Raw genomic sequence first — 20,776 nt, 5'->3', positions numbered from 1 at the left:
AACTAGAGGTCATTGCCTTTGTATCAGTAGTTTTCTCAATCCAAATAAAGCACGTTGTAGAAGCGAAAGATCGTCCGTTATAACCTCAACAGTGCCGGGCATTTCATACCTATAAACTAACTTTCGTTGATAAGATGTGGTAAGTTGATCGGGCAATACAATACTAACCCGGCCACGCGCATTGTCCGATGATTGAAAAATCGCCTTTACCTTGCCACGTATAACACCATACTCCTCGAACGGATAATCAGCCAGGCGAATAATAACAGACTGTCCAATACGTAGCTTTCCACGTTTTTGGGCGGATAAACTTGCTAATCCGATCAAAGGCGTATTTAGCGGAACAATTGCAAATAAGCTATCTCCAGATCGAAGCGATTGCAATTCTGCCAGTGTTTCCAAAAAATATAGCCGTCCTGAAAGAGGGGAAGTAAGTAAGTAATTTTGCTGCCAAACTTGCAACAGATTTTCAATATTGTTTAGTGCCTGTTGAATATTATCTGAGGTTGTCCTTATCTGTTGTGTCTGTTGTTGCTGTAAATTGAGTCTCTCTTTTTCCTTACTGACTAAGAGAAGGTTATTTTGTAGTACTGTTTTCTGATACTCTTCCTTTTCTCGTTTTCGACGCAGGTATTCATTTTCTAGGGCCAAAAACTCGGCCTGTGAATACACTTTCTCCAAAAACAACCGTTTATCGATTCGATATTTTTTCTCGGCATTGTTCACTTCACTGGTATTGATAGCCGATTGTAGTTCGTTAACAATTACTAACTGACGATACTGTTTAATCTCTCGACTCAACAAACTTAATTGGGTTGCCAGATACCCATCAGATTGCAACCGATGGTAACTCTTACAGGCTGTATAAAGTGTATTTACTTCTCCCTGAATATCGCCAAACGTAATTTCTTCGGGCAATACCAGTGGAGTTGCCGGATTCTTAAGAAATTGACGTACATCCATCGTCAACCGATGAAGCCGTGGTATGTTTACTAAACGAGTGGTATTCTCAATTTCAATTAAAGGCTGACCTTTCTGAACAAATTGACCATTTCTTACTAAGAGACGCCCTAGCCTACCATTGACTCTGGTAACCACTGGTAAAGGTTGAGGTTCGGTAGTGAGCACTACTGGCCCGGTAAGCGTATCCGGATAACGAATCGATGAAGCTATCCCGCCCAATAAACCAACACCCAGAACCACTATACCAATACCCCACCTGATTAAGCCTGAAGGTGGTCTGGTCAGTACTTCCCGTACCTGCTCGCTGTAGTCGGTCAATTCCTCAGCCCGTTCCTGCAATGCCATTATTCGCTCAATTCTAACTGATTTTTTACCAGCGTAAAATACGCGCCCTGCCTGCGTACAAGCTCCTCGTGGGTCCCCTGTTCAACTACACATCCTTTTTCCAGCACAATAATATTATCAGCATATCGCACTGTACTCAGCCGGTGAGCAACAATAAGCACTGTACGCCCCTTAAAAAACCGATTCAGGTTTTCCTGGATAGCTCGCTCGTTGTTTGCATCAAGGGCACTGGTTGCTTCGTCAAAAAATAGATAGTCAGGGTCTTTATAAATAGCTCTGGCAATCAACAACCGTTGCTTTTGCCCACCACTTACTCTCATGCCGCTGCTACCTACCCGTGTATTAAATCCTGTCGGCAATTCATCGACAAATGTGTCCAGTTTAGCTAAACTAACAGCATCCAGTAACTTACCTTTATCAATCAATCCATCAGTGGCTGATTCCGTTACATTACGGGCAATGCTATCGGCAAATAAATAACCATCCTGCATAACGCAACCACAACAGGACCGCCAATAGGCACTATTTATATCTTTCAGATTTCGATTCCCAATCTGAACAGTTCCCGTTGTAGGTTCATAAAACTTCAGTAAAAGCTTTAAGAGAGTTGTTTTGCCACTACCACTACTTCCTACAATAGCCGTAACTTTCCCGGCTGGAATGGCTACCGAAACGTTATCCAGCACAAGCGGAGATGTGCCGCTACCATAGCGAAACGATACTCCATCGATCCGAATCGATTTATCGCTGGGCAGTTCTCTCAATTGCTCAGGGCTATCTTCATCAGGCTTGTTATACACTTCCGAAATACGCTCAAGACTTAATAGTGCATCCTGACCGTTCTGAATAAATGAAATAAGATCGTTGAGCGGAACATTCAACTGACCCAGCATAAACTGAATCGACAACATCATGCCCAACGTTATTTGTCCGTCAAGAACTGATTTAGCAGCAATGAATGTTACCAGTATATTCGTTAACTGATTTAGAACAGACCCACCCAACGTTTGGCTTTGGTTCAGGGCCAGTGCTTTTAGATTAATACGAAACAAACGAATCTGAATAGCTTCCCACTCCCACCGTCGGCGTCGTACAGAGCCATTTAGTTTAATTTCCTGCATCCCATTAATGAGTTGCACTAAACTGCTCTGCTGCCCAGAGCCCTCATCAAAATATCGGTAATCGATAAGTCTACGACGTTTCAGGAACAAAAAAGTCCAGCCAATATATAAAACTGCACCCGTCAGGAATATCCCAAATACAGTCAGATTATAAAGTGCAAGGATGGTGCCGAAGACTAGAATTTCGAGTATCGAAAATAGGGCCCGAAGCGTGACCGCCGACATAAAATTTTGAATACGGGCATGGTCACGCTGAATGCGTTGGAGTAAATCTCCAATATTTTTAGAGTCAAAAAATCCTACTGACAGCCGCATCAATTTAATCAAATAATCGGCCTGCATCCGAATATTAATCCGACTGGTCATGTGAATCAGCAGCCAGTCCCGAAAAATTTGCACCAGCGTCTGGGCAGCAAACAAGACTAACTGGGCCAGCAGAATAATATAAATGAAGCTGCGATTATTGAAATTAATGCCGTAATCAATGAGCGCTTGTGTCAGAAACGGAAAGACGACCTGCAAAAGACTTCCCAGACCAAGGCCGAGCATTAGTTGTATCAATAAAGCCCGGTATGGTCGAAAATACCGGAACCAGAACGAGAGATTGATTTGTTTGGCTTCGCTGCCGCTATCTCCCTCTTCATAAAACGCCGGCGATGGTTCCAGCACCAGCACAATGCCCTCATCGCCAGGTTGTGGATGTTTACTGTTGAGCCAGCCCTTACAAAACTCTCCAGGCGAGTAATCGAGTAAGCCATAGCCTGGATCGGCGACATAAATGCGTCCTTGTTTAACGGCATACACAACAACAAAGTGCCGTTGCCGCCAATAGGCAATACAAGGTAAAGGAACGTCTTGTTGTAGTGTTTCGAGCGGTACACTAACAGCCAGTGATTGCAGACCGATCGCTTCGGCTGCTTCGGCTAATCCACCAAGTGATACACCCTCCTGATTCAACGATGATTTTTCACGCAAATACTCCTGTGAGAGCATACGTCCATGATGCTGGGCTACCATTCGTAAACAGGTAGGCCCACAATCACGTTGGTCTAACTGTTTGTAGAAAGGAAACTTGAGGGGCATAAGATCACACTAATGAATATTATTTTGTGGCTAGTTCCAGTTTGCGCTTCAAATCTTCGGCGGTTCCAAATTCTTTGAACCCTCTTAAGGGCCAAGAGCTATAAATTCTTTCGACTGCCAGCTTTTTACGCTCGATTAGCCGCCCTATGGCTTGCTCACGAGCCGATGCCGCCGATTCACCATTCAACTGAAAAAAGCATAAATCGCCCTGAAACAGGATTTTTTGTTTTGGGAAATAGGCCACTAGATACTCATTTGTATGCTGTGTATCACCAATAAAGTACAACGTAAAAGGTTCCTCAGTATTTGTCGTAAAGGTTTGTGCCGAATCGACTGTAATGAACGACGGTTTTAACTGTTTATCCGAGGTTCGACCTTCTAATTGGTGTGGATAATTGACCAGTTGGCTGAAAAATTTGACATTTCCTTTTGTCGTGATAATCGTAGCCCCTTGTTCGGCAAAGGCGCGCAGGCCACCTGCATGGTCGGGGTGGTGGTGCGTTACCATCAGTTGAGTAATAGGTTTACCTCCTGTTGTTTGGTTTACGGCTTCAATAACATCCCGACCCGCCTTATAACTTACAGGAGCCTCGAAGACCGTAACTCCATTTTTTGCGACCAGAAACAACGAGCGATTGTTGTAAGCATTTAAATCAACGCTATACAAATCACCACCCAAATTTTTCACGGTTATATTGGCATTTTTTCTCTTCGGCACAAGAGAGCATCCTGGACAAACCTGATTGACAGGCAAGGTTAAGGTAGGTGCAAAGTCGTAAGTAAACGTCAGGTCCTTCCGTAAGCCACCAAACTCATATTCGTTAAAGCGAGTTGGCAGATTGTAGCCTGCTATAGGCTTATAGTCCAGGTAATCATATCTGTGAACATTATCGCCATAATAATTGTGACTTGCCAAATACGAAACTTGTTTAACTTGTCCATTCGGCAAAATATGAAGCGTAAAGGAAGTTTGGTTGGTAGAGAATGAGAGCAAGGCGACAGCTCCCACTTTTCCTAGGTACCGCAATGAAAGCAAAGACCGACGAGCCTCGTTCAAAATCAAAGCCGGATGCAATGCCAGAATTTCATTATAGACAGGGATAGATCGGATCAGGGCCTCCCGGCTAACGCCCCTGCCAAAATGGTCCCTATAAAAGATACTATCCTGTTTCACATATACCTGCCGGGTAAGATTCCGACCCCGAAAATTTATCTGGCCATCAATATAATAATTCTCTATGCTACTGAAGATACTTAGCGTATAGGTCTCGGGTACGTCGATCCGCTCTTCGGGGGCCGAAAAATGCCCGGACTCATGCATTACGCCCTTAGCAGAAATAACCATATTCAGGCTATCCGATCCTAGTCCGCTATAATCAATAGCCTGATCAAGAATCGCCTTAGCTTTTAGGGCATTACTATAATCTGGCTGCCGACTTATTTGAGCCAGCAGCCAGATTGGCGTACTTACAAACAAAAATAACAGACTAAATTTACGTAAGAATACCATTGGCTTCTCTAAATAATTCATAGTTAAAAATGTAAGGTTGATTATCATAGCGATAAAGCGCATAGTCAGCTTTAAACATCTGCTGAATCTGTTCAAAGCTATCTTTAGCACTTGAGTATATTAGCCAGCCTTTCGGAGTGAAAATTTCAGGATGGTTCATATAAATTAAATCCACCTGAAATTTTTGCATAAAAAAGCCAATACGAGCTATTGACTCTAACTGTTGCGAATAGCTAAAAACGCCTGATTTTAAACATTCGGTTAAGCAATAAAGGATAGTAGTGTAAGTAAAAAGACCATGAAACACACCATAGACTGTTCGGCTGTCATGTTGAACACCGGTTATATCACATACTGGCGTTTCTTTCCGAATTTTGAGAAAGTCGTTCGCCTTCAACGTTAAAGCATAAAAAATTATATGACCACATTGATGTGCTAAATCTTCTATAAAGAAAACCTCGTCATGTGCCTGCCCTTCTGTATTAATAAATGCTGTTCCATGATAGGAAATTGCCGCCATAGAACGCTGATTCGGGCTATTGAATAAAGTAATTTCTCGTGTTACTAATTTTATAATCTCCCAAAATTTACGTGAATATTTTTGCAAAAATTCAAATGCTTTTAGTAAATGTAACTTATGTGTAGATATGGTTTTTGATATTGGTTCATTAACTTTTAATTTCATAACTTTATCTGTATAAAATATAAAAGGAACGTGTTGGTTAAGCTGAATAGACTCTTCTAATAAAGTGTGTTTATTGCTAAAGTTATTAATATCTGACTTGTTAATCTCTATGATTTCTTTTGAATAACTAGTATGGATATATCCATAGCTGGGCAAACTAATTAAGCCATATGGGTCAATAAGAGCTTTAAATTGACCAGGGCGCTTATCTTCAGGTAGATAGCCAAATAATATTTGTTCTATAGGTAATTCGCATAAGGATTTGTCAGAAAAAGAATAGAAGAGAGTAGGCTCAAGAAATATGGCATCATTGTCGTACGCTAAGTATTCAAACCAGCTAGGATACTGCTGATATAAAAGCAAACGAACAGTGTCTGATAACTCGATCTGATTAGATTGAACCAAGAAATCGTCAACCTCTAAACTAAATAACTTAATTGACATATTTTTTTAATTCAGTGTGAATAAACTCATTAAAATTTCCTCGTTTTACACCCAATGTATTTTCGATGGCCTGAAACATTTCTTCATCTGAGTCTCCAGTTTGAAGAAGTTTGTTAATACCTTCAAATCCCAAGCGTTCATCAGCTATCTTACAAATTAAGCCACCAATACTGTACTGAAAATTCGTCTCGTCATCAATACGTTCTAAGGATGATAATTTAGTAAAATCTACAGAGTGATTTCTAACATATACCGCTATCTTATGCAAATGATATTGTAGAGAATTCCCAACACTACCACCGAGATATGTTGCTATGCCCTCATTAAAACAATAATTTACTGCAAATCCAAACTTATCCTTTACATAAAGGTGTACTAACTCGTGCGGGTACCATTCACTATTATTACCCGCATAAATAGTATTATTGAAAATGTCGGCAAGGCCACTTACCTGGTTAGGATAAGCCATTGAAATCTCATAGTCAAATCCAATTAAACGTTGCAGTTCATTATTATCTGTGCATAAATAATAAATAATATCCATAGGAGAAACGTCAAATTTTCTAGCTATGTCTGTGTTTATTTCGTTAAATTTGTTACAAAGTAATGTGTCTAATTTTCTATTTTTAGAAAAATAATATAGAATTTTACCAGCCTGATATTGTTGATACTTTTTTAGGTTTTGATCTAACATAGATTTTAGCTTCCAATTTCCATTTTCTTTTATTGCTTCAACATTAATTATTCCAGAAACGCGAGAAAATCCGTTGTCTTTTTCTGCGGTTGCAAACAAGGTTTTAATGATATAAGAACTATCGTCTCTTACAACAGATAATACAGTGGGTTTATATAGATTTTTTTGATTAAAAATTCCAGAGTGATTAATCCGTTTAAGAAAATAATCTGGTATGTTTCTTTTCTTGTATTCCAGATTAGACCAATAAGGATTAGTTTGATATAATGAGTCTTTAGTCAATAAGTACTTCCTCCAAACCGATATGACTTCTTTTACTTCCGAGTCATCTTGATTAATAACAGATGGATTAATAAACAATGTTTGAGTAGTTGTATTTTGTATGGGTTGGGAGCATGCTGCAAATGATAGTAATATTAGGATTGTTGAAACAGAATATCCTCTCATAATTAAAATCAACAAGAAAGTAAGAGCCCTGACCTAATATGATCAAATCAGGGCTCCATAAATTAAATACTTTTTCCTGGTTTTGCGACACGGGTGCCATCTGCTGGCATAGTCGTATCTCCGCAAGATCCTAAATGACAAGCCTCTGCAGTCCCGCCCTTAATGGCTTCAACATTCGCTACTACATTGACTTTTGCCTTCAAATCGGCCAGGGATAAACGATTCATTGGGTTTTAGGCTTTGGCTTTCCACAACCACACCAGCGGGTTGCTTCGCTTTAGCTTTACAAATATGCGCTTTATTAGCCTGATTCTGTGTTTCCAAAATAGCAAGTAGCATTCGAGACGGTAAAGTAGAATGAAAGTCACTTTCATTCTACTTTACCGTCTCGAATGCTACTTGCTGATGGTTTCTATTTACTTTTTAATCTATGGATATAAAATCACTTGCAATTAATTTACGTGTGTTACGGGAATCTAAACATTTAAAACAAGAATACATTGCAGAACAAATTGGTGTAAGTCCGGCAACGTATTCAAAAATCGAGAATGGAAAAATAAAGTTATCGACCGTCAGACTTCAACAAATTGCTCATGTACTACGTGTACCCATAAGTACACTCTTCTCTGAAAGAAAAGAAACATTTTCTACGGATTTAGAAGAAACAATACGATTGCAACGACAGCAGTTGCTTGAAAGAGACCAAAAAATTGTCGAATTTGAGCAAGAGCGGGCAAGAAGTATTGAACGTGAGCAATATTTATTAAATTATATAAAAATCCTCGAACTGCAAACGAAATAGCGTAGCTGGTATTAACTAGCCCTACCGACTCCCAAACACTCGTTTTAAAATCTCCGACACCCGGGCAGCCGGATTTTCGCGAATTCGCTTCTCTTCCTGGGCTACCAGGATAAACAGTCCGTCAACGGCTTTATTCGTGGCATACTGGGTCAGGTTCGGGTTTACTTTCTGCACAAACGGAAGCTTGTTGTAAGTCGTTACCAGATCGCTATAATAACGTGTTGCCTGATTCTTCTTCAGCGTGCTGTCGATGATAGGGGTAAACTCGGTCACCAGCTGCTGGCCCGATGTTCGGCGCAGATACTGGGTAGCGGCATCGTTCTGGCCGCGCAGAATGGTAACGGCATCGCCGATGCTCATGGAAGTGATGGCCTTTAGGAAAATGGGTTTGGCTACTTTGGCTCCGTCTTCTGCCGCTCGGTTGAGTGACAGCTCAAACTGGTCGACCTGCTTGTTGAAACCCAGCTGCCGCAGCCGGGCTGCCACTTTTTGGGCTTCGGGTGGGAACGCGATCCGGAGGAGGGGGTTCTTGAAATAGCCGTCGGTGGCCGAGGCCTGATCGGCACCTTTGCTGATGCCGACCCGCAGGGCTTCGCGCAGACCCGTGGCAATATCGCTGTTGGTCAGGCTCCCCCCCGATGTGCCGGGCGTCAGTACCTGATCAAGTACCTGTCCAAATATAGTTTTGCGGGGCTTCTGTGGCTGCGACTGCTGACCAGTTGTATCCTGGGCCGACGCAGGCTGGATAAATAAGGGGGCCAGGCAAACCCCCAGCCAGATCATCTTGTTCATGCAATGGATCGTTTTTATGTACTTTTGACCAGTAAGAATGAATAATGTAAAGTGGACGGTGATGAAATTTTTCAGGCTGGCGGCTTCAGCGTCCTGACCAGGCATCACGAACCCCATTATTCATTACGTATTTATTCATTACTCTATGACCAACACCATCCGTGCCGAAGTGGTTACGATCGGCGACGAAATTCTGTTCGGACAAATCACCGATACCAATACTCAGTGGATAGGCACCGAGCTGACAAACATCGGCATCCGGATCGTACGGAAGTCGTCGGTCGGTGATCAGGCCAAAGCCATTCTCGAGGTGCTGCACGAAGCCCACCAGCGCGCCGATGTTATTCTGATTACCGGCGGTCTGGGACCCACCAAAGACGATATTACCAAGAAAACCCTCTGCGATTATTTTGGCGTAAGCCTGGTCCGGAACCCTGAGGCCCTGGCGCTGGTCACGGGCTTTTTCGAGAAGCGGGGCCGCGAAATGACCGATCTCAACCGGGGGCAGGCCGATCTGCCCGCCAATGCGGTGTATCTGCAGAACGACTGGGGTACTGCCCCGGGCATGTGGTTCGAGCATGAAGGCCGGGTGTACGTCTCCCTGCCGGGCGTTCCGTTCGAGATGAAGCACCTGATGACGAACCGGGTGTTGCCTCGGCTGCTCAGCCACTTTCAGACCCCCGTAATCAGGCACAAGATGATTCTGACGGCCGGTATCGGTGAGTCGTTCCTGGCCGAGCGAATTGCCAGTTGGGAAGATGCACTGCCCCCGCATATCCGACTGGCCTATCTGCCGAGCTTTGGCGGGGTCCGGCTCCGGCTGACGGCAACCGGCGTCGACAACGAGACGCTGGGCCAGGAGCTCGACGAACAGGTAGCCCTGGTGCTGCCCCAGATACAACAGCACGTGTACGGCTATGACGACGAAACCCTCGAAAGCGTAGTTGGCCGAACACTGACCGAGAGGCAGCTCACGCTGGCCACGGCCGAGAGCTGTACCGGTGGTTACGTAGCCTCGCGAATTACCAGTGTGCCAGGGTCTTCAGCCTATTTTCTGGGCAGTATCGTAAGCTACAGTAATGACGTGAAAATAAACCAGCTGGGCGTAAAGCCTGAAACCCTGCAACAGTTCGGTGCGGTCAGTGAAGAAACTATCCGGCAAATGGCGGAGGGCGTTCGTCACGCGCTACAGGCAGACGTAGGCATAGCCACCAGTGGTATTGCCGGCCCCGACGGAGGTACCCCCGACAAACCCGTCGGTACGGTCTGGATTGCGGTCGCTACCGGTAAGCGCACCACGACCCGCCTGCTCAAACTGGGGCAATACCGCGATCAGAATATTCAACTAACCACAACCTATCTGCTAAATTTGCTGCGGGAAGAATTACTTAACCAGTAGTGAATGATGAGTAGCTACCGGCGCTCCTTATTCATGGTTTATCATTATTTGTATGGCACTCATCGACATGGTCATGCCCAAAATGGGCGAAAGTATAATGGAATGCACGGTCATCGGCTGGCTCAAACAGCCCGGCGATCGGGTAGAAGCAGACGAATCGGTACTGGAAGTAGCCACCGATAAGGTGGATACCGAAGTGCCCGCTCCGCAAAACGGTATTCTGAAAGAGATCCTCGTCAAGGATGGCGATGTGGTGGCAGTAGGAGCCCCCATTGCCCGTCTGGAAGTCGACGAAGCGGTTGGCGGTAGCGCCACGCCCTCGCCAGGGTCTCCTAAAAGCGCCGAAGCCGCCGAACCGGACAATCTGCCCGTTGGTATTGGCGATGTGGCCCAGCCTGGATTGGCCCAGCCTGGATTGGCCCAGCCTGAAGCGACCGATGCGGCCCAGCCAGAAGAGGTTACCGAATCTGCCCGCGAATTGGAAACCAGCATTCTGGCGATGAGCAGTCGACCGGCACCCGCAAAGGCCGTAGCTACATCGGCTACAAGTCTGGCCGATATGCCGGCAGCGCCCGCCTACGATACCGTGTTTGCCGATCGCTTCTACTCGCCCCTGGTGCTGAACATTGCCAAAGAGGAAAATATCAGCCGCGATGAACTGGACCGGATTCCGGGTTCTGGCGCCGACAATCGGGTTACGAAGAAAGACATCCTGGCTTACGTGATCGATCGGGCCGAGCGCCAGATAGCGCCGTCGAAACCGGCTCCGGCTGCTGCGTCTGTTCCGGCCACGCCTGCCAGCGCCCCGTCTGCCGTCCCCGCCGTCAACGGGAAAGCTAGTGCTTCGATCAATGGGCAGGCCGACATCGTTCAGATGGATCGGATGCGAAAAATGATCGCGCAACGCATGGTGGAGTCGAAGCAGATTTCGCCACACGTTAGCTCGTTTGTTGAAGCCGACCTGACCGACGTGGTGGCCTGGCGTACCCGTATCAAGGACCAGTTTAAGCAGCAGACCGGCGAAAACCTGACCTATACGCCCATCCTGGTCGAAGCGATTGTAAAAGCCATCAAGGATTTTCCGATGATCAACGTGTCGGTCGATGGCGATTCGATTCTGGTCAAGAAATCGATCAACGTCGGTATGGCGGTGGCGTTGCCTTCCGGAAATCTGATTGTGCCCGTCATTCACGATGCCGATCAGTATAACCTGGTCGGGCTTACCAAACGGGTCAATGACCTGACCAAACGCGCCCGCGAGAACAAACTGACTGCCGACGATCTGGCCGGTGGAACCTATACCATCTCAAACATCGGTACGTTCGGCAACCTGATGGGAACCCCGATTATTCTCCAGCCGCAGGTGGCCATCATGGCCTTCGGGGCTATTGTGAAGAAACCCGCCGTGGTCGAAACACCCCAGGGCGACTTTATCGGCATCCGGCAACTCATGTTCCTCTCGCACTCCTACGACCACCGCGTTGTAGACGGGTCGCTGGGCGGGCAGTTTGTCCGGCGCGTGGCCGATTATCTGGAACAGTTTGATGTAAACCGATCGATATGAAACAACGAATAGCCATCGACATGGACGATGTCATGGCCGATACCCATAGTAAGTTTATTCAGCTTTATCTGGCCGGGGAGATGCCCCGCTATACGCTTGAAGAGTTGAAAGAAAAGTCGTTTCATGAACTGTTCGACGAAGATGAATACCGCGCCCTGTCGCAGCGGGTCTACGAGCCGGGCTTCTTCAGCGATATTCCAGTCATGGAAGGTGCGCAGGACGTCATTGCTGATCTGATGACGAAGTACGATGTGTTCATAGCCTCGGCTGCGCAGGAGTTCCCTAACTCGCTTCGCGAAAAATGGGACTGGCTGCAAACCCACTTCCCGGCCATCTCCTGGCGCAACTACATCTTCATGGGCGACAAGAGCGTACTCAATACCGACTACCTGATCGATGATCTGCCCCGCAATCTGCGCACGTTCCAGGGCGAAGGCCTGCTGTTCGATGCACTTCACAACCGCGAGGACACCCAGTTTCGGCGGATGAAGTCCTGGCAGGAAATAGCTGACCTGCTTCTTTGAGCCGGTATTAAGTTCAACAAAAAAGTCCCGACCGTTAAGTCAGGACTTTTTTTATTGGAATGGCTTCTAGGCTTCTACTTCACGCTCCCGCTCAACCAAACGATCGTGGCCAACTTCCTGTTGGGCTTTCTTCGCTTCGGCGGCCGGTCTTAACCGGACAATGTGGAGCTTGTGCAGCACACCGATGATCGGGAAGGTAGGATCAAATTCGAACCACTTGGCACCGAAGTTAGCCGCATTTGGCCGCTTGTGGTGGTTGTTCTGAAACAGCTCACCCATCATGACGACATCCAGAATCAATGAGTTTTTCGACTTATCCTGATTGTCAAAGTTGGCGTATCCGTATTTGTGACCGCTCCAGTTGATAATGGCGCCGTGAACGGGCCCCATTACAAAATGGACGGGCAGCAGAAAGAAAAACGCCCAGTGCATATCCAGATAGAGGAACGCGAAGATATAGAACAGGCTGTAAAGAACTCCCCAACCAGCACGTGAGAACCAGGAGTCGCCAACTTTCTCAATGAAGCTCCACTCGGGGTAGTTTCTGTCGAACTGACGTTCGATGGGCTGTGTCCGGTGCAGAACGGCATTGTAAATATTTTTGGTCTGCCACATCATTGTAAAGATGTTCTGCGTATGGTGGGGCGAGTGCGGATCGCGGGGGGTGTCGCTGAAGGCGTGGTGCATCCGGTGCAGCACGGCATAAGCCCGTGGACTCAGGTATGACGATCCCTGCGAGATGTAGGTCAGGGCGTAAAAGAACCGCTCCCAGAATTTGCTCATCGAGAACATTTTGTGGGCCGAATAACGGTGCAGGAAAAAAGTTTGGCAGAACAGGGACAGATACCAGTGTCCGATGAATGCGGCCAGTACAATCACAATAGGGAGTGATTAAAGGGTGAACAACTTGAGCAGAACTATAAATACTTCTACAAAACTAACGAAAAACAAGCCGGTTTGGCTTGCGTTCCCTAAATAATACCGGAATTAATTTGTAGTCGTCGCATACTGCAACAAATTGGCGCCCATGCGTAAGGCCTGCTGCCTGACCGGTTCCGGATCATTATAGATGCTCTGATCTTCCCAGCCGTTACCCAGGTCACATTCGTAGCTGTAAAAGCAGACCAGCCGCCCCTGGTAGATCAGGCCGAAGCCCTGCGGAGCTTTGCCGTCGTGTTCGTGTACTTTGGGCAGGCCCCCCGCAAATTTGAACCGCTGCTGGTAAATAGGGTGGTTGAAGGGTAGCTCAATAAAATTGAGTTCAGGAAAGACTTTCTTCATTTCCCGCCGGATAAATTTATCCATGCCATAGTTATCGTCAACGTGCAGAAACCCACCCGACATGAGGTACCGGCGCAGGTTCTGAACGTCGGTCGAGCTGAAGGTTACATTGCCATGCCCGGTCATGTGAACGAAGGGATAGCTGAAGATATCGGGGCTGCCTGGTTCCACAATATCTTCTTCGGGGAAGATATTCATGCGCAGGTTGGCGTTCGCAAATTTGATCAGGTTGGGCAACGCTGTCTTGTTGGCGTACCAGTCTCCTCCGCCGTTGTATTTCAGCTTGGCGATTTTGTAGGCATACTGCGCCGATGCCAGTTGACAACAGGCAACCAGCAGCAGGCCGGTGAACAAGATTTTTTTCATCGCAGTTTAGACGTCGATCTGGGGTTACCCCGGCTGTTAATAGTTAACGAAATTAAGTAACTGACAGGCCGTCAGGGCTGCGGTTTCGGTTCGCAGCCGGTTAGGTCCGAGGGTTGCCAGCGTCCACCCGGCCGCCTGTGCCTGACTGATCTCGGTAGCAGAAAAGTCGCCCTCCGGACCAATCAGTACCGCATACTGCCCGCCCGGACCAACGGCACTGGCCAGATTAACAGGCGACGCGTTGGCCGGCAGGTGGGCAATAAACCGCTGTTCTTCGGTTACGGTTTTCAGCAAATCGGTAAACGAAACTGCTTCATCGAACCGGGGTAGGTACGACTGCAACGACTGCTTCATGGCGGCTATGCCAATTTTCTCGATACGTTCCAGTTTCAGCACGCGCCGTTCTGAATGCTGGCCGATAAAGAAGCTGATGCGTTCGATCCCAATTTCGACTGCTTTCTCGACAAACCATTCGATCCGATCCAGATTTTTGGTAGGTGCTACGCAAATACGGATTGAAAACGGGCGTGGGGGTGTGATTTGCGTATCCGTTACCCGAAAGGCACACCGGCGCGCATCGGCCGAGGTAATAACGGCCAGATGACGGTTTCCGTGTCCGTCGGTAACGGCTATGCTGTCGCCAGCGCTCAGCCGCAACGTTTTAACCGCATGGCGGGAGTCGTCTTCGGTGAGTTGGGCGATTGGTTCGGGCTGATAGAAAAGGTGCATGAGACGAACTAAAAACCGGCAATCAGATTGGTCTTAAATAGCTTGATCGAGATGGCCAGCAGAATAATGCCGAAGATCTTTCGCAGTACATCAAGTCCGCCTGGTCCCAGCCGGGTTTCGAGCCATTCTGACGACTTCAGGACGGCGTAGATCAGAATCAGGTTGATAACGATGCCGACAATAATATTAACCGTCTGGTATTCGGCCCGCAGGGAGATTATCGTCGTCAGGGTACCAGCCCCGGCAATGAGCGGAAAGGCAATCGGTACAATGTGCGTCGCCCCGCCGGAACTGACTTCAGACTTGAAAATAGTCCGGCCCAGTATCATCTCCAGACCAATCAGGAAAATAATCAGCGCGCCCGCAATTGCGAACGAAGCAACGTCGACCCCGAACAGGTTCAGAATCCGCTCGCCGACGAACAGAAACGACACCATCAGTATGCCCGAAATGACCGTAGCCTGTTCGGACTCGATCTTGCCGACTTTTTTACGCAGATCGATCAAGACCGGCAACGAGCCAATCACGTCGATGACCGAGAACAAGATGAGCGTTACCGAAATAATTTCCTTGATGTTAAACATAATGAATGATAGGGGGACAACCTACTGACCGGTCCGATAGGTGTGTAAAAACCGCCTGAGCTGATCAACCTCATCGTCGGTAATGGCGGGGAAGTTGGCGATGCGGAAGGTGGTGTTTTTCCAGTTTCCGTAGCCATTGCCGAGGGTGATGCCAGCCTGTTGAGCCGCCAGCTTCAGCGCTTTGATGTCCGTCTCCGAACCCTCAATGGCAATCACCGTGTCGGACCGTTTGGCGGTATCGTTGATCAGGGGTCGGAACGCGCCCAGCGCACCCGGTAAACCCTGGTCGAAAAAATTGTACCAGTCCACGGCCCGGCGTTTGGTCATTGTATCGATTTCGGCAATAGGAGCAACCTGCTGCAGAACCCGCATCAGGCAATAGATACCTAGTCCGTTGGGCGTATAGGGCGTCTGGTAAGCCGAGAAATTCTCATGAATGAACAGCAGACTGTTATAATGGTTGCGTTCTCCGATGGCCTGGGCCCGATTCAGGGCAGCGGGCGAATAAACCAGCACCGCCAGTCCCGCCGGCAGGCCAAAACATTTCTGAACGGAGGCAAACCAGACATCGGCCCGTTGCCAGTCGAGCCGAATGCCGGCCATTGACGACACCGCGTCGACTGCTATCAATCCTTCGAACGTTGACCGGTAGTCTGCCAGGGCCTCCATCGGAATCTGCGCACCGGTCGATGTTTCGTTCTGCACCAGGCAAAGGGTATCGGCCGGGGCTGATGTGGAGGGGGTGATCCGGTGGGCGTACTCCATCCATTTTTTGCCGAACGCACCGGTATATGGATGGGTACTGCCGACGGCTGTCAGCGACTGGGCGACAATTTCCCAGCACTCCGTAGCCGATGACACGAATGCAATATGGTAATCGGCAGGGATATCCAGTTTCTGGTGGAGGAGGTGTATCGTCTCGCGTACAATCTCCATAAACCCCGGGCTACGGTGATTCAGGCTTGTCAGACCCGTCCGAATCGCTTCGGCTGCATAGTCGGCTACCTGCGGATAAACTTTAGATGGACCGGGATAAAAGGTAATCATACGGGTAAAGGTAAGAGAGGGAATGTGTTCATTCCAGTTTTGCACCTACTTTGGCGTATTTCCCACGCCAGTGCTTCCAGCGTTTGTGCGACCAGAGCCAATCGGCCGGATGCCGGCGAATCGTATCTTCGAGCTGATCGCGGTAGCGTTCCAGAATGGCGCCCGCCGGCAGATCTGTGTAGGGAGGGTCGCCAATCAGCGTAAACGTTACCTCATACCGACCGCGCCCCACTCGTACCAGTTCCGTGTAGAAAACCGGCAGGTTGCGGCTGCGGGCCAGTCGTTCGGTGCCCGGATAAAAGGGGGTATCTCGATGTAGAAAGTTGGTCCAGTAGGCCTGCTCCGGGACATCCGGAACCTGATCGGCTACCAGCGCAATGATCCGGGGTATGTTTTTGCGAGCCACCATCTGGCGGGGCAGCAGGTTCATTGGCGTGGGTACGGCCCCGAAGCTGGACCGGACTTCGCGCATCAGCTCTTCAAAAAACGGGTTGGTAAGGGGTTTGTAGACACTATCGACCGGCATGTCATTCAGCACAGAGGCCGACGGTATCCACTCCCAGTTGCTCTGGTGTGAAGCCATGCCGATAACCGTTTGCCCGGCCTTGAGCCGATCCCGAACTAACTCGGGATTGGTGAACCGAACGCGCCGACGCAGCTCGTCGGCCGTCAGGTCGGGCATCTTAATGGTCTCCACGATGAGGTCCGTTAAATTACGGTAGAAGCCTCTGGCAATGAGCCGAATCGCCTGCGGTGACTTTTCGGGGAAAGAAAGACGCAGGTTTTCGATCACTACCCGACGCCGGTACCGTATTACGTGCAGCAATAAAAAATACAATATAGTAGCCAGACCATACAGCAACCGAAGGGGCAAACGCGACAGCAAACGAAAAAAAAACATTTGGCAAAGGAGTGACAAACAGCGGGCGGAACCGGCGTTTTATCCGAAAAATTAAAAAATGCTAAAACCAATAGGTGATATTGATTTTTTGCTTTACTTGTGAACAGTTACAGTTGATACTATTGGAAAAGTACCAGTCTAAGCCGCTTACCGACGAATTGCTCATTGAGTTGCACTATTTGCCCTGTCTGGATTATATGACGGGTTTGCTGCAGGTTGGTCGGGTGCGTTTAGAGGCTCATGAGCATTACCAGAAGCAAAGTTACAGAAATCGTTGCTACGTCCTGACGGCGAATAAGGTTGATGTGCTGACGGTACCGGTTCGACAGGGGACCCGTCACCAGCCGATCCGGGAGCTGCGGATCGATACTGATCAGGCCTGGTCAATTCATCATCAACGATGCCTGCAGGCTGCTTATGGGAAGGCCCCATTTTTTGAGTACTATTGGCCTGAACTGGTGTCGGTATACCAAAGAAACTGGACCTTCCTCTTTGACCTGAACGTTGAGTTGCTGACAATTTGTCTGAAACTACTGGGGGCTAAGCCCGTCATAAGCCTGACAGATTGTTACGAACAAATACCCGAATCCGGCCTAATTGACGCCCGGTCCAGGGTAAATCCGCGTGGGGGAGCTGAATCGTATGTATTTTACTCGCCAGCACCCTACATACAGAATTTTGGCGTTGAATTTGTACCAAACCTTAGCATAATAGACCTGTTGTTTTGCCAGGGACCAGCTGCGAGCGAGTACTTGAACCGGTAAAGAACGAAACCATAGACAGTCGTTTATTCTGTCGTTCTCCACGCTGATTTTCTTACCCTGACTCGATCCGCTCTTTACCGTTGGCAGGCGAACAAATCCTTAAAACTCTTCGTTAAGCCTATATTACGCTTACCTAAGGAGACCCCCTAAATCGAATGGAAGCAAAATTCTCAAACCGCGTCAAGGAAGTTATCTCGCTGAGCCGAGAAGAAGCCTTGCGCCTAGGCCACGACTACATCGGCACGGAGCATCTGTTGCTGGGTATGATTCGTGAAGGTGAAGGTGTGGCGATCGGGTTGCTGAAGAAATTCGGCGTATCACTCGATGAACTCCGGGTTACTATTGAGCAGGCAACCAAGGGAACGGCTACCAACAATGTGAAAAATCTGGCTAACATTCCGCTGACCCGTCAGTCGGAGAAGACGCTGAAAATCACGTATCTGGAAGCCAAAATCTTCAAGAGCCCACTCATCGGTACCGAGCACCTGCTGCTGTCGATTCTGCGCGACGAGGATAACGTCGCTACGCAGATTCTCAATAAGTTTAATGTCAATTACGAAGTCATTAAGGAGATGCTGGAATATCAATCTTCGGGAAGCCGTCCGGTGATGGGCCCCGAAACCGATGATGATGACAATGATCGGGGGATGTTCGGCGGTGGTGGCAGCGGTACTGGCCAGGGTAAAGACAAAGGCTCCGAAAAATCGCGGACGCCGGTGCTTGACAACTTTGGCCGTGACCTGACCAAACTCGCTGAAGTCGGCAAACTTGACCCAATTGTTGGTCGTGAAAAAGAAATCGAGCGCGTTGCTCAGATTCTGAGCCGTCGTAAGAAAAATAACCCGATTCTGATTGGTGAACCAGGCGTTGGTAAAACGGCTATTGCTGAAGGACTGGCCCTGCGTATCGTGCAGAAGAAAGTATCGCGGGTACTGTTTGGCAAGCGGGTAGTAACGCTTGATCTGGCATCGCTGGTAGCGGGTACCAAATACCGCGGTCAGTTCGAAGAGCGGATGAAAGCCGTTATGAACGAGCTCGAAAAGTCGCCCGAGGTGATTCTGTTCATCGATGAGCTGCACACAATCGTTGGCGCCGGTGGCGCATCGGGTTCGCTCGACGCGTCGAACATGTTCAAGCCAGCGCTGGCCCGGGGCGATATTCAATGCATCGGCGCGACAACGCTTGACGAATACCGCCAGTACATTGAGAAAGATGGTGCGCTAGCCCGTCGTTTCCAGATGGTGATGGTCGATGCTACTTCGATCGATGAAACCATCGAGATTCTCAACAACATCAAGGATAAGTACGAAGATCACCACCACGTAAACTACACCAAGGAAGCCATCGAGGCTGCCGTGAAGTTGTCGGAGCGGTATATCTCGGACCGGTTCCTGCCCGATAAGGCGATCGACGTCCTCGACGAAGTAGGCGCTCGGGTTCACATCTCGAACATTACGGTTCCGGAAGATATTCTGAAGCTGGAAGAACAAATCGAGAACATTAAGAAAGAAAAGAACCAGGTCGTTAAAAGCCAGAAGTACGAGGAAGCTGCTCAGCTCCGCGACAAGGAAAAGCGACTGATCGATCAGCTCGACCGTGCCAAGCAGGCTTGGGAAGAAGATACCAAGAAGCGCCGGTACACGGTTAACGAAGAAAACGTTGCCGAGGTAGTCGCTATGATGACGGGTATTCCGGTCACGAGCGTATCGAACGACGAAGGCAAGAAACTGGTGAACATGGGCGAAGAGCTGAAAGGTCGGGTGATCGGTCAGCAGTCGGCTATCGACAAACTGGTGAAGGCCATCCAGCGGACGCGTGTCGGTCTGAAAGATCCGAAGAAACCAATCGGTTCGTTCATCTTCCTTGGTCCGACCGGGGTTGGTAAAACCGAGCTGGCGAAAGTACTGGCTACCTATCTCTTCGACAAAGATGACGCGCTGGTGCGGATCGATATGTCGGAGTACATGGAGAAATTCAGCGTAAGCCGGCTGGTTGGCGCCCCTCCGGGCTACGTGGGCTACGAAGAAGGTGGTCAGCTGACCGAAAAGATTCGCCGGAAGCCATACAGTGTCGTGTTGCTTGACGAGATCGAGAAAGCCCACCCGGATGTGTTCAACATCCTGCTGCAGGTGCTGGACGATGGTATCCTGACCGACGGTCTGGGGCGCCGGGTCGATTTCCGGAACACGATCATCATCATGACCTCGAACATCGGGGTGCGTGACCTGAAGGATTTTGGAGCCGGTATCGGGTTTGCTACCAAACGTTCGAGCGAAAGCCAGGATGAGTTGATGAAGAGTACGATTCAAAGCGCCCTTCGTAAAGCATTCTCGCCGGAGTTTCTGAACCGTCTGGACGATGTGATCGTGTTTAATTCGCTTCAGCGCGAAGACATTCACAAGATCATCGATCTGATGCTGGGCAAATTGCTGGGCCGGGTAACCAATCTGGGATACACTGTAGAGCTGACCGAAAAAGCGAAAGACTTCCTGTCGGAGAAAGGGTATGACCCACAATACGGTGCCCGCCCGCTGAGCCGCGCCATTCAGCGCTATCTCGAAGACCCCGTTGCCGAGGAAATCCTGAAGGGAGAACTCAAGGAAGGCGATGTGATCCAGGCCGACTATCCGGGTGAAGGCGAAACGCTGACTATCACGGTGAAAAAGCCAGAGGCCGTTGTCGAATAAACGATCAAAGTGTACACAAAAAAGCCGGACGATTCCGTCCGGCT

At 48.4% G+C, this 20,776-nt stretch carries 19 protein-coding genes; 6 read left to right on the top strand and 13 right to left on the bottom strand.

What is annotated here, in order from left to right; all coding sequences use genetic code 11:
• Nucleotides 1–9 precede the first annotated feature (9 nt).
• The 6 genes from FBR45_RS17205 to FBR45_RS26410 form a co-directional block, all read right to left on the bottom strand.
• Complete coding sequence (locus FBR45_RS17205) at nt 10–1,308, bottom strand: HlyD family secretion protein (RefSeq protein WP_138504529.1); 1,299 nt, start codon at nt 1,306–1,308, stop codon at nt 10–12.
• Nucleotides 1,308–3,512, bottom strand: coding sequence for a peptidase domain-containing ABC transporter (locus FBR45_RS17200; protein WP_138504527.1), 2,205 nt, complete (start codon nt 3,510–3,512; stop codon nt 1,308–1,310). Before FBR45_RS17200 ends, FBR45_RS17205 begins: the two co-directional genes overlap by 1 nt.
• Nucleotides 3,513–3,531: 19 nt before the next feature.
• Entirely contained in the window at nt 3,532–5,043 is a 1,512-nt protein-coding gene (locus tag FBR45_RS17195) for an MBL fold metallo-hydrolase (protein WP_171044914.1), read from the bottom strand.
• A complete protein-coding gene (locus FBR45_RS17190) occupies nt 5,006–6,151 on the bottom strand; it encodes a hypothetical protein (RefSeq protein WP_138504523.1) in 1,146 nt (381 codons plus the stop codon). The genes FBR45_RS17195 and FBR45_RS17190 overlap by 38 nt, the downstream gene beginning before the upstream one ends.
• Complete coding sequence (locus tag FBR45_RS17185) at nt 6,141–7,292, bottom strand: hypothetical protein (RefSeq protein ID WP_138504522.1); 1,152 nt, start codon at nt 7,290–7,292, stop codon at nt 6,141–6,143. Before FBR45_RS17185 ends, FBR45_RS17190 begins: the two co-directional genes overlap by 11 nt.
• Nucleotides 7,293–7,354: 62 nt before the next feature.
• A complete protein-coding gene (locus FBR45_RS26410) occupies nt 7,355–7,519 on the bottom strand; it encodes a hypothetical protein (RefSeq protein ID WP_171044913.1) in 165 nt (54 codons plus the stop codon).
• Nucleotides 7,520–7,722: 203 nt separating this feature from the next.
• On the opposite strand from FBR45_RS26410, the gene FBR45_RS17180 reads away from it, so the two are divergent.
• The gene (locus FBR45_RS17180) at nt 7,723–8,094 is read left to right on the top strand and encodes a helix-turn-helix domain-containing protein (protein ID WP_138504520.1); all 372 of its coding nucleotides are present in this window, start codon (nt 7,723–7,725) and stop codon (nt 8,092–8,094) included.
• Between the two features lie 21 nt (nt 8,095–8,115).
• On the opposite strand, the gene FBR45_RS17175 is transcribed toward FBR45_RS17180, so the two are convergent.
• Nucleotides 8,116–8,886, bottom strand: coding sequence for a DUF4197 domain-containing protein (locus FBR45_RS17175; protein ID WP_138504518.1), 771 nt, complete (start codon nt 8,884–8,886; stop codon nt 8,116–8,118).
• 145 nt (nt 8,887–9,031) lie between these two features.
• On the opposite strand from FBR45_RS17175, the gene FBR45_RS17170 reads away from it, so the two are divergent.
• Genes FBR45_RS17170 through FBR45_RS17160 form a run of 3 tightly spaced genes read left to right on the top strand, consistent with a single transcriptional unit; the run spans nt 9,032 to nt 12,373 of the window.
• Complete coding sequence (locus FBR45_RS17170; protein WP_138504516.1) at nt 9,032–10,285, top strand: competence/damage-inducible protein A; 1,254 nt, start codon at nt 9,032–9,034, stop codon at nt 10,283–10,285.
• 52 nt (nt 10,286–10,337) lie between these two features.
• Complete coding sequence (locus tag FBR45_RS17165) at nt 10,338–11,849, top strand: dihydrolipoamide acetyltransferase family protein (protein WP_138504514.1); 1,512 nt, start codon at nt 10,338–10,340, stop codon at nt 11,847–11,849.
• Entirely contained in the window at nt 11,846–12,373 is a 528-nt protein-coding gene (locus FBR45_RS17160) for a 5' nucleotidase, NT5C type (protein ID WP_138504512.1), read from the top strand. Before FBR45_RS17165 ends, FBR45_RS17160 begins: the two co-directional genes overlap by 4 nt.
• 66 nt (nt 12,374–12,439) lie before the next feature.
• Here the strand turns inward: FBR45_RS17160 and FBR45_RS17155 are convergent, their stop codons facing one another.
• From FBR45_RS17155 to FBR45_RS17130, 6 genes are all read right to left on the bottom strand, one after another.
• A complete protein-coding gene (locus tag FBR45_RS17155; protein WP_212748633.1) occupies nt 12,440–13,252 on the bottom strand; it encodes an acyl-CoA desaturase in 813 nt (270 codons plus the stop codon).
• Between the two features lie 108 nt (nt 13,253–13,360).
• The gene (locus FBR45_RS17150; RefSeq protein WP_138504508.1) at nt 13,361–14,020 is read right to left on the bottom strand and encodes a DUF4159 domain-containing protein; all 660 of its coding nucleotides are present in this window, start codon (nt 14,018–14,020) and stop codon (nt 13,361–13,363) included.
• Nucleotides 14,021–14,056: 36 nt separating this feature from the next.
• Nucleotides 14,057–14,749, bottom strand: coding sequence for an RsmE family RNA methyltransferase (locus FBR45_RS17145; RefSeq protein WP_138504506.1), 693 nt, complete (start codon nt 14,747–14,749; stop codon nt 14,057–14,059).
• Nucleotides 14,750–14,757: 8 nt separating this feature from the next.
• Complete coding sequence (locus FBR45_RS17140) at nt 14,758–15,333, bottom strand: MarC family protein (protein WP_138504504.1); 576 nt, start codon at nt 15,331–15,333, stop codon at nt 14,758–14,760.
• A 21-nt stretch (nt 15,334–15,354) separates the two neighbouring features.
• Complete coding sequence (locus FBR45_RS17135; RefSeq protein WP_138504502.1) at nt 15,355–16,380, bottom strand: aminotransferase class V-fold PLP-dependent enzyme; 1,026 nt, start codon at nt 16,378–16,380, stop codon at nt 15,355–15,357.
• Nucleotides 16,381–16,408: 28 nt separating this feature from the next.
• Nucleotides 16,409–17,281, bottom strand: coding sequence for a lysophospholipid acyltransferase family protein (locus FBR45_RS17130; RefSeq protein ID WP_138504500.1), 873 nt, complete (start codon nt 17,279–17,281; stop codon nt 16,409–16,411).
• 74 nt (nt 17,282–17,355) lie between these two features.
• Here FBR45_RS17130 and FBR45_RS17125 point away from each other — a divergent pair, with 74 nt between their 5' ends.
• Together FBR45_RS17125 and FBR45_RS17120 are read left to right on the top strand one after the other, a co-directional pair.
• Nucleotides 17,356–18,045, top strand: a complete 690-nt coding sequence (locus tag FBR45_RS17125; RefSeq protein WP_317128621.1) for a WbqC family protein — start codon at nt 17,356–17,358, stop codon at nt 18,043–18,045.
• A gap of 155 nt (nt 18,046–18,200) precedes the next feature.
• The gene (locus FBR45_RS17120) at nt 18,201–20,732 is read left to right on the top strand and encodes an ATP-dependent Clp protease ATP-binding subunit (RefSeq protein WP_077923409.1); all 2,532 of its coding nucleotides are present in this window, start codon (nt 18,201–18,203) and stop codon (nt 20,730–20,732) included.
• Nucleotides 20,733–20,776 lie beyond the last annotated feature (44 nt).

The sequence above is a fragment of the Spirosoma lacussanchae genome, from assembly GCF_005870035.1.
Lineage (GTDB): Bacteria > Bacteroidota > Bacteroidia > Cytophagales > Spirosomataceae > Spirosoma > Spirosoma lacussanchae.
This window is presented reverse-complemented; position numbering and strand designations above follow the sequence as displayed.

What these genes read in the sequence shown, in the direction of transcription:
- FBR45_RS17205 (WP_138504529.1), bottom strand. Translation starts at nt 1,308, where the DNA reads ATGGCATTGCAGGAACGGGCTGAGGAATTGACCGACTACAGCGAGCAG.
- FBR45_RS17200 (WP_138504527.1), bottom strand. Translation starts at nt 3,512, where the DNA reads ATGCCCCTCAAGTTTCCTTTCTACAAACAGTTAGACCAACGTGATTGT.
- FBR45_RS17195 (WP_171044914.1), bottom strand. Translation starts at nt 5,043, where the DNA reads ATGAATTATTTAGAGAAGCCAATGGTATTCTTACGTAAATTTAGTCTG.
- FBR45_RS17190 (WP_138504523.1), bottom strand. Translation starts at nt 6,151, where the DNA reads ATGTCAATTAAGTTATTTAGTTTAGAGGTTGACGATTTCTTGGTTCAA.
- FBR45_RS17185 (WP_138504522.1), bottom strand. Translation starts at nt 7,292, where the DNA reads ATGAGAGGATATTCTGTTTCAACAATCCTAATATTACTATCATTTGCA.
- FBR45_RS26410 (WP_171044913.1), bottom strand. Translation starts at nt 7,519, where the DNA reads ATGAATCGTTTATCCCTGGCCGATTTGAAGGCAAAAGTCAATGTAGTA.
- FBR45_RS17180 (WP_138504520.1), top strand. Translation starts at nt 7,723, where the DNA reads ATGGATATAAAATCACTTGCAATTAATTTACGTGTGTTACGGGAATCT.
- FBR45_RS17175 (WP_138504518.1), bottom strand. Translation starts at nt 8,886, where the DNA reads ATGAACAAGATGATCTGGCTGGGGGTTTGCCTGGCCCCCTTATTTATC.
- FBR45_RS17170 (WP_138504516.1), top strand. Translation starts at nt 9,032, where the DNA reads ATGACCAACACCATCCGTGCCGAAGTGGTTACGATCGGCGACGAAATT.
- FBR45_RS17165 (WP_138504514.1), top strand. Translation starts at nt 10,338, where the DNA reads ATGGCACTCATCGACATGGTCATGCCCAAAATGGGCGAAAGTATAATG.
- FBR45_RS17160 (WP_138504512.1), top strand. Translation starts at nt 11,846, where the DNA reads ATGAAACAACGAATAGCCATCGACATGGACGATGTCATGGCCGATACC.
- FBR45_RS17150 (WP_138504508.1), bottom strand. Translation starts at nt 14,020, where the DNA reads ATGAAAAAAATCTTGTTCACCGGCCTGCTGCTGGTTGCCTGTTGTCAA.
- FBR45_RS17145 (WP_138504506.1), bottom strand. Translation starts at nt 14,749, where the DNA reads ATGCACCTTTTCTATCAGCCCGAACCAATCGCCCAACTCACCGAAGAC.
- FBR45_RS17140 (WP_138504504.1), bottom strand. Translation starts at nt 15,333, where the DNA reads ATGTTTAACATCAAGGAAATTATTTCGGTAACGCTCATCTTGTTCTCG.
- FBR45_RS17135 (WP_138504502.1), bottom strand. Translation starts at nt 16,380, where the DNA reads ATGATTACCTTTTATCCCGGTCCATCTAAAGTTTATCCGCAGGTAGCC.
- FBR45_RS17130 (WP_138504500.1), bottom strand. Translation starts at nt 17,281, where the DNA reads ATGTTTTTTTTTCGTTTGCTGTCGCGTTTGCCCCTTCGGTTGCTGTAT.
- FBR45_RS17120 (WP_077923409.1), top strand. Translation starts at nt 18,201, where the DNA reads ATGGAAGCAAAATTCTCAAACCGCGTCAAGGAAGTTATCTCGCTGAGC.